At 66.7% G+C, this 8,179-nt stretch carries 7 protein-coding genes; 5 read left to right on the forward strand and 2 right to left on the reverse strand.

From position 1 onward, the window contains the following. The first annotated feature begins 185 nt into the window (after nucleotides 1-185). Nucleotides 186-1,022 carry a succinylglutamate desuccinylase/aspartoacylase domain-containing protein gene (locus tag Q0925_RS10715; protein ID WP_299335297.1) on the forward strand — a complete coding sequence of 279 codons (837 nt, stop codon included), beginning with the start codon at nucleotides 186-188 and terminating at the stop codon, nucleotides 1,020-1,022. A gap of 171 nt (nucleotides 1,023-1,193) precedes the next feature. Further along, nucleotides 1,194-2,534: an aspartate aminotransferase family protein gene (locus Q0925_RS10720; protein ID WP_299335298.1), complete on the forward strand. Its 1,341-nt coding sequence runs from the start codon at nucleotides 1,194-1,196 to the stop codon at nucleotides 2,532-2,534. A gap of 321 nt (nucleotides 2,535-2,855) precedes the next feature. Here Q0925_RS10720 and sucD read toward each other — a convergent pair whose 3' ends face one another. Next, entirely contained in the window at nucleotides 2,856-3,725 is an 870-nt protein-coding gene (sucD, locus tag Q0925_RS10725; protein WP_299335299.1) for a succinate--CoA ligase subunit alpha, read from the reverse strand. Continuing rightward, complete coding sequence (gene sucC / locus Q0925_RS10730) at nucleotides 3,722-4,864, reverse strand: ADP-forming succinate--CoA ligase subunit beta (protein WP_299335300.1); 1,143 nt, start codon at nucleotides 4,862-4,864, stop codon at nucleotides 3,722-3,724. Before sucC ends, sucD begins: the two co-directional genes overlap by 4 nt. Nucleotides 4,865-5,497: 633 nt before the next feature. Between sucC and Q0925_RS10735 the strand changes: the two genes are divergently transcribed. The 3 genes from Q0925_RS10735 to Q0925_RS10745 all read left to right on the forward strand — a co-directional run. Further along, on the forward strand, nucleotides 5,498-6,499 hold the full coding sequence (locus Q0925_RS10735) for an NADPH:quinone reductase (protein ID WP_299335301.1): 1,002 nt from the start codon (nucleotides 5,498-5,500) through the stop codon (nucleotides 6,497-6,499). A gap of 369 nt (nucleotides 6,500-6,868) precedes the next feature. Beyond that, complete coding sequence (locus tag Q0925_RS10740) at nucleotides 6,869-7,576, forward strand: SDR family oxidoreductase (RefSeq protein WP_299335302.1); 708 nt, start codon at nucleotides 6,869-6,871, stop codon at nucleotides 7,574-7,576. Between the two features lie 279 nt (nucleotides 7,577-7,855). Continuing rightward, the coding region (locus tag Q0925_RS10745; RefSeq protein WP_299335303.1) for a carboxyl transferase domain-containing protein at nucleotides 7,856-8,179 on the forward strand (324 nt) is incomplete at its 3' end.

Raw genomic sequence — 8,179 nt, forward strand, 5'->3', positions numbered from 1 at the left:
CGGCCGGTTTCGGCGTAGTACCCGAGCACCGCCCGCTGAGCGGTGGAGAAACGATCGAAACCGGCGAGGCGACGGGCGAGGGGCGTCATTGCGCGTGACGTGCCCGGCGACGGGCATCAACCTTGTTATCCCGTCACCCCCACCGATCGGACGACTTTTCGCCACCGGGTGCCACAGTAACGACCATGCAGGTCCACACGGTCGGATCGGGACCCCCGGACGTGGCGGTCGTGGGGGGAGTGCACGGCGACGAACCCTGCGGCGTGCGAGCGATCGAACGGCTTCTAGATGCCGACCCCGATGTCGAGCGTCCGGCGAAACTGATCGTCGCGAACGAACGCGCACTGGAACGGGGCGTCCGTTACGTCGATACGGACCTGAACCGGACGCTTCCCGGTGACCCCGAGAGCGATCTACACGAGGACCGACTCGCACACGAACTCTTAGCCGAGGTCGAGGGGTGTACGACGCTCGGCATCCACTCGACGGTGTCGTACGAGAACCCCTTCGCCAGCGTGGCGTATCTGAACGAGCGAAAACGGGAGGTGGCCGCCCACCTGCCCGTCGACGGCGTCGTCGACTTCACCGTCGTCGCCGACGGGCGGTCGGCCGAACTCCCCGGCTTCGTCGATATCGAGGCCGGGCGACAGGGATCGGACGCGGCGGTCGACAACGCGTACGACTGTCTTCTCGCCTTTCTCCGGACCACGGGCGTTCTTCCCAGCGACCCCCCCGACGCCGACCCGGCGTTCTACGAGGTGACCGAACCGGTCTACAAGGACCCCGGTCGGACGTACCGATTTCTGGCCGAGAACTTCGAACGGGTCGACGAGGGGGAGCGGTTCGCCGTCGCCGACGGCGACCCACTCGTCGCCGAGATGTCGTTCTGGCCCGTTCTCATGTCGGACCACGGTCACGACTCCCTGCTGGGCTATCGGTCGATCCGTCGGGGGCCGTTGTCGACGCTCCCCGTCTCCGGTGACGGAACGGAGTCGATGGCCAACGGGGCGACCGACGGCTGACCACCGGGACCGTCGGCGACGACACGGACGACGCCCACCGATATTCACAAACCGGCAAAAATATCGCTCTTTTTCCTGTGAATGCGGTGATTTTTCTCGCTCTAGGGTAGTAAAAAGAGCAGAATAAAGGGACACGCGAATATTATTACACTCCGGTTTGTATGGTCGTCCGTGGCCAGTCAAGGATCCAAACGAAACGAGATCGAGAAGTTGGACAGGGAGTACACGCTGGGGACGTGGACGCGCCAGCGGGACTTCGACCCGACACAGGTCGTCGACACCGACGGACCACGGCTCGTGACGGCCGACGGCAGTTCGATTCTGGACTTCAGCAGCCAGTACGTCTGCACGAGCCTCGGATACGACGCCGAGCGTGTCTCCGACGCCGTCGCCGACCAGGTCCGAACGGTGCCGTACGTCACGCCCGCGTGGTCGACGGAACCCCGAGCCCGCCTCTCGGAGATGTTGGCGGAGATCACGCCCGGATCGCTCAAGAAAACCTTCTACTCGACCAGTGGCACCGAGGCCAACGAGGTGGCGATCAAGATGGCCAGAGCGTACACGGGCAAACACCGGATCCTCTCACGGTACCGATCGTACCACGGTGCGACGGCCGCCTCGTTGTCGGCGTCGGGAGATCCCCGCCGGGTTGCGCAGGGACCCGATGTCCAACCGCAGGTGCCCGGCATGGTGAAGGGGCCGGATCCATACGCCTACGGGTCGAGCCTTGACCCGGATCAGAGCCTGGAGTACATCGACGAGATGTTGAAACTGGAGGGCGACACGGTCGCAGCCGTGCTGGTCGAACCGCTCGTCGGCTCGAACGGCGTTCTGACCCCACCGGACGACTACCTGCCCCGCCTTCGCGAAATCGCACACGATCACGGCGCGTTGTTGATCTGTGACGAGGTGATGACCGGATTCGGCCGGACCGGCGAGTGGTTTGCGTCGGGTCTGTACGACACCGTCCCGGACATCATCACGATGGCGAAAGGGATCACAGGCTCCTATCAGCCGTTGGCCGCGACGACGGTTACCGAGGAGGTCGCCGAGTTCTTCGAGGACAACCTGCTCAACCAAGGTCACACGTTCGCCGGCCACCCGACCGCGTGTGCGGCCGGGGTCGCGGCCATCGAAACCTATCGGGAGGAGAACCTGCTCGAAAACGCACGGGAGATGGGTGAGTACCTGAAATCCGAACTCGAATCGCTGGCCGAACGACACCCCAGCGTCGGGGAGCGTCGGGGTGTCGGCCTCCATCAGGGGCTCGAACTCACCCGGAGCGAGACCGAACGCGTCCCGTTCGAGAGGCGGGAGGACAAGGTATCGAGCCGACGGACCGTTCTCGACGAGGTGAGCGCACACACGCTCGATCAAGGTGTCTATTTCTACACGTCGGTGAACACCATCGTCGTCACGCCCCCGCTGACCATCACCCGCGACCACGTCGACGAAGCACTCGGGGTGTTGGACGAGGCGCTGGAACGCTCCGACGCCGCGATGGACGGCTGACTCGTCCGGATCGTCCGTCGGGCCACCGGCGCTCCGCGGTCGCGTTCGACGATCCGGGAGCGGGCGCTCGGTCGTCAAGCGGCCGGAACGAGGGCGTCGGACACGACGACCGTCCCGGTCGCCGCCGCGCCGGGCAGCATGTCTCGTGTGTCCGGTCGGCGTCGGCGCAGTCATCGGGACCGTCGGCCACGCGATGGTTCCGTGTCGGCATCGAGGATCAAAGATCCTTCGTGTCGCGTGGCAGTCGCTCGGACGACGAGGGCGAGGGCGAGGGCGAGGGCGAGGGCGAAGCCGGCTGGCCCGCCCGACCCTGACGGCCCCTTACAGCACGTCCTCGATGTGGTCTGCGATCTCTTCGGGGGTGTCGCCGACGGGGACACCGGCGTTGTTGAGTGCGTCGATCTTGCTCTTGGCGGTCCCCGTGCCGCTCCCGGAGACGATGGCACCGGCGTGACCCATCCGCTTGCCCGGTGGAGCCGTGCGACCGGCAATAAACGCCGCGACCGGCGTGTCCATCTCGCTTGCGATGTACTTTGCGGCCTGTTCTTCGTCCTCGCCGCCGATTTCGCCACACATGGCGACCGCCTCGGTCTCCTCGTCGGCCTCGAACAGTTCGAGGGCGTCGATAAAGGAGGTACCGATGATCGGGTCGCCGCCGATGCCGATGGCGGTCGTCTGGCCGACCCCGCGGTTGGAGAGGTTGTCGACGACCTGGTAGGTGAGCGTTCCCGACCGGGAGACGAGGCCGACGGGGCCCGACGAGAAGATATCGCCCGGCAGAATGCCGAGTTTTGCCTCGTCGGGCGTGATGACACCCGGACAGTTCGGGCCGACGAGGTGTGTCTCCGTCTCCGAAAGGCGACGGGTCACCTTCGCCATGTCTTGGGTCGGGATTCCCTCGGTGACGGCGACGACCAGATCAAGCGAGGTGTCGAGCGCCTCGAACAGGGCGTCGGCGGCGAGAGCCGGTGGGACGAAGACGACGGACGCGTCGGCGTCCTCGCGGCGGACGGCCTCGTGGACCGTGTCGTAGACGGGGACGCCGGCAACCTCCTGTCCCCCGTTGCCGGGAACGGCGCCGGCGACGACGTTTGTGCCGTACTCGATCATCCCCTTGGCGTGGAACGTTCCTTCTCCGCCCGTGATGCCTTGGACGATCACACGGGTGTCGGCGTCGACCAGCACGCTCATGCTTTCCCCTCGGCGTTGTCGACCGCACGCTGAACCGCATTCTCGAGCGTTCGCTCCACGTGGACGAGTTCGGTGGTTAGAAGTTCCATCCCCTCGTCGGCGTTCGTGCCCGCGAGGCGGACAACGACGGGGATCGGAAGCTCGTCGAACTGCGAGAGTGCCTCGTTGATCCCACGGGCCACCTCGTCACCCCGAGTGATCCCCCCGAAGATGTTGAACAGGACCGAGTCGACGTTCTCGTCGGCGAAGACCATATCGAGTGCGTTGGCTACCCGTTCGGCCTTCGCACCGCCGCCGATGTCGAGAAAGTTCGCGGGAGCGCCGCCGTAGTGATCGACCAGGTCGAGCGTCGCCATCACCAAGCCCGCGCCGTTGCCGATGATGCCGACGTTGCCCGACAATCGGACGTAGTCGAAGCCGTATTCGCCGGCCTTGCGCTCTAGGTCGTCGGTGTAAGACGCCTCCTCCATCTCGGCGAGATCCGGTTGGCGGAAGAGGGCGTCGTCGTCGATGTTCATCACCGCGTCGGCGGCGGCGACATCGCCCTCCTCTGTCAGCATCAGTGGGTTGATCTCCGCTTCGCTGGCATCGCTGTCCACCCACAGGTCGTACAACGTCGCGAGCACCGACGAGACGTCGCGGGCCACGTCGCCACCGATGCCCGCGTCGTACACCGCCTTGCGTGCCTGGTAGGGGTGTATCCCGAAGGCGGGGTCGACACCCTCGCGGGCGATGGCCGCCGGCGTCTCCTCTGCGACCGTCTCGATGTCGACACCACCCTCCGAGGAGACCATGGCGACGGGGTCGCCCTCGTTTCGGTCCATCGTCACCCCGAGATAGAGCTCGTCGACGAAGTCGACCGCCGCCTCAACGAGAACGCGGTCGACGTGGTAGCCTTTGAGATCCATGCCGAGGATCGAATCGGCGGCCTCGTGGAGTTCCGCCTCGTCGGTCGTGACCTCGATCCCGCCGGCCTTGCCGCGGCCCCCGACGTGGACCTGTGCCTTGACCACGACCGGGTATCCGATGTCGTTGCCGGCGGCAACAGCCTCGTCGACGGTCGTCGCGAGGCGCGAGTCCGGCGTCGGGATTCCGGCGTCCGAAAAGACAGCTTTCGCCTGATACTCGTGGAGTTTCATCGTGAATCCCGTTCTGCCGACCGAGGGTTAGTAGTATCGATCACATGTGGTCGTTGTCACGACGCCGTTCCACGACGGCCGCATAGACGCCACATCGCCTCGTGGCGACGAGGCACCGTCGGAGGTGTGGACACCACACCGACCGCTAAAGGCCGGCGACTCGATGAGAACGGGCCGTTCGGGGTCGTCGCGGAGCGATCCCGACACCATACGCTGGTGTATGAGCGCACCCGGTGTTCGATCGCTCTCGGCGCGTGTACGCTTCGAACCGTTCTCGGCGGAGACGCGGCGGCGGCACCACGCTCGATCACGCGGTCGAGCGGGTGTGAACCCACCGGGTGGCGGTTCGCCGGTGTCTCACGAATACAGTATCCCTCAAACGCAGGACGGTGGCCGATCGAACCGTGGCGGGGACCCGGGGACAAGCCGGACCGGACCGCCGCTCGCCGGGAGGTGTCACCGGGGCGGTCGTTCGAACGTCGGATGTGCCGGCGTTGACCGTCCGACTCCACCAGAGCGGTGACACGGACCCGGATCGGACGGTGTGACACACCGGCCGGTCAGCGCTCCCGATGATGTCCCGTGTCCACACCCGGTGGGGTTTATTCACCCGCCCCACGTAGCCAACGCCGCATGCGCGCCGTCCGATACCACGATTACGGTGGAGCCGACGTACTGCGAGTCGACGACATCGACCGCCCCGACCCGGCCGACAGCGAGGTGGTGATCGAGGTGGCGGCCGCCGGTGTCAACCCCGTCGACACATACTTTCGCGAGGGATCGTACGAGCCGTACACGCTCCCGATGGTCACGGGCGTCGACGCCGCGGGTGACGTCGTCGCCGTCGGCGGTCAAAAAGACGACGCAGACGACAGCGGGGGGCTACACTCCTCGGAAGGCCGGCCGGAAGTCGGCGATACCGTCATCGCAACCGGCCTGAGCAAGGATCACCAAGGCGCCTGTGCGGAGTACGCCGCCGTGCCGACCGACCGACTCGCCGTTCTGCCCGAGGGTGTCGACCCCGTCGCGGCCGGCGGTGCGGGGGTCGCGGCCGTGACGGCGTGGCGCGCGCTGATCGACCATGGTGACCTCGAACCCGCACAGACGGCGCTGATCCACGGTGGAAGCGGAGGGGTCGGTCACGCCGCCGTCCAGATAGCCGCCGCGACCGGGGCGCGGGTCGTGACCACCGCCGCTCCGGAGTACCACGACCGCCTCGAATCGCTCGGGGCCGACACGGTTCTCGATTACGCCCACGACGACCTCCGGAACGCCGTCGTCGAGGCGAGCGCCGGCGGTCCGGACGTGATTCTCGATCACCGCCTCGACGACTACCTCCAGTTCGACGCCGACGTCGCCGCCCAGAACGCCCGGGTCGTCGGCATCGGCGAGAACGACCCCGCTATCGCGTTTTCGAACGACGGCGTCGCGCGAGGAAAGGAACTCACATACCAGTTCATGAGCATGTTCAACACGCCGATCCTCGCCCCACCGCTCCAACGGGTCGCGCACCTTCTCGGCGGGGGCGACCTCGCCGTCGACGTTGCGCGGACGTACGGCCTCGACGGTGTGGCCGAGGCCCACCGTGACGTGCTTGCGGATAGCTTTCTCGGAAAACTGGTCGTGACGCCCTGACCGTTGTCGTGATCGGCCGTCGACACCGACACACCGACCACCCTGTCGGCGTCTGAGAGGGTCGATCCGTCCACCAGACGGACCGGTGGCCAAGGCGGGGTCCGGGTCACCGACGTCGATGCCGACCGCCGAAGGTACCCCGTGGACTCCCTCGGCGTCGCCCATTCGCCGGCGACGGTACGGGCCCGGTCGCTGCGGCCTGCCCCGGGTTGCCCACGGGAACTCGCCGTCGAGCCGTCGACAGCCTCTGTCCTCCGTGTGACGCCGAAAAACGGCCCGGGGGCCGTGTCGACGGACGTCACCGCCGACACGTGGCCTGTGGTGACGGTCCCCCCCGGGCTTTTGTGTCGCGGTGCCGAACGGCTCGATATGTCGACGTCCTTTGACTTTCAGGGTCGGGTCGTACTGGTAACGGGCGCAAGCGGTGCGCTCGGAAGCGCGATCGCAGCGGCGTTCGACGACGCCGGTGCGACCGTTTGTGGCGCGGACATCGTCGCGCCGGAGGACGAGGAGTCGCTCGTCGATCCGGACGTGGTGGACTACTACCGGGGCGACTTCACCGACGAAGACGACGTCGCGGGCGTCGTCGAGTCGGTCGTCGACACCCACGGCGGCATCGATCACCTCTGTGCCGTCGCCGGGACCTGGCGGGGCGGCGATCCGATCCACGAGACCGACACCGAGACGTTCGATTTTCTGTTCGACGTGAACTGCAAGACGATGTTTTTGGCGGCGAAACACGCTCTCCCGCATCTCCAAGCGCGGGAGGGGAGCGTCGTGAGCGTCGCCTCGCGGTCGTCGCTCTCGGGCGGTGCGGGCGACGGACCGTATCGGGCGTCGAAGGCCGCGGTGCGGCTGTTGACCGAGACGGTCGCCGCCGAAAACGAGGGCGTCGTCCGGGCGAACGCGGTCATGCCGAGTGTTATCGACACACCGATGAACCGAGATATGATGTCCGGTGCCGACCACGACGCGTGGGTCGATCCCGCAGACATCGCGCGGACGGTCATGGCGCTCTGTTCCGACGCGACGCCGGTCACAAGCGGCGCGGCGGTGCCGGTGTACGGCGAGTCCTGAGTCGGCTCACCCGGACGGTGGCTTGTTCGGCCACCCGGAATACGGCCGGGGGATGACACGACCGGAGACGGAGGCGGCGCGGCTCGGGCGCAGCCTCGTGGCGGTCGGTGGTGTCACAGGGCCACGTACCGTCCGACAGTTCCCGGGCCAGACGGCGGGGTGGACACAGTTCTCGGTCCGTGCCGACACCGCGGGGCACTCTGGCGCCGTGTGTGCGTCGGAATCCTTTTGCCGCCGGTCGAACCTCTATCGTACGATGATAGGTGGTCGGCCATGACGATGGAGGACCGCATCGAGGAACTCCGCGAGAAGCGGGCGCGGGCGCTCCTCGGGGGCGGCGAGGATCGCATCGAGGCCCAACACGAGAAAGGGAAGATGACCGCCCGCGAACGGGTCGACTACTTTCTCGACGACGGCACGTTCACCGAGTTCGATCGGTTCCGGACCCACCGGACCCACAAGTTCGGAATGGAGGAGAAGCGACTCCCGGGCGATGGCGTCGTCACGGGGTACGGACAGGTGAATGGCCGCAAGACGTTCGTCTTCGCCCACGACTTCACCGTCTTCGGCGGCTCGCTCGGCGAGGTGATGGCCGAGAAGATC

The sequence above is a fragment of the Haloplanus sp. genome, assembly GCF_028275055.1.
Taxonomy (GTDB): domain Archaea; phylum Halobacteriota; class Halobacteria; order Halobacteriales; family Haloferacaceae; genus Haloplanus.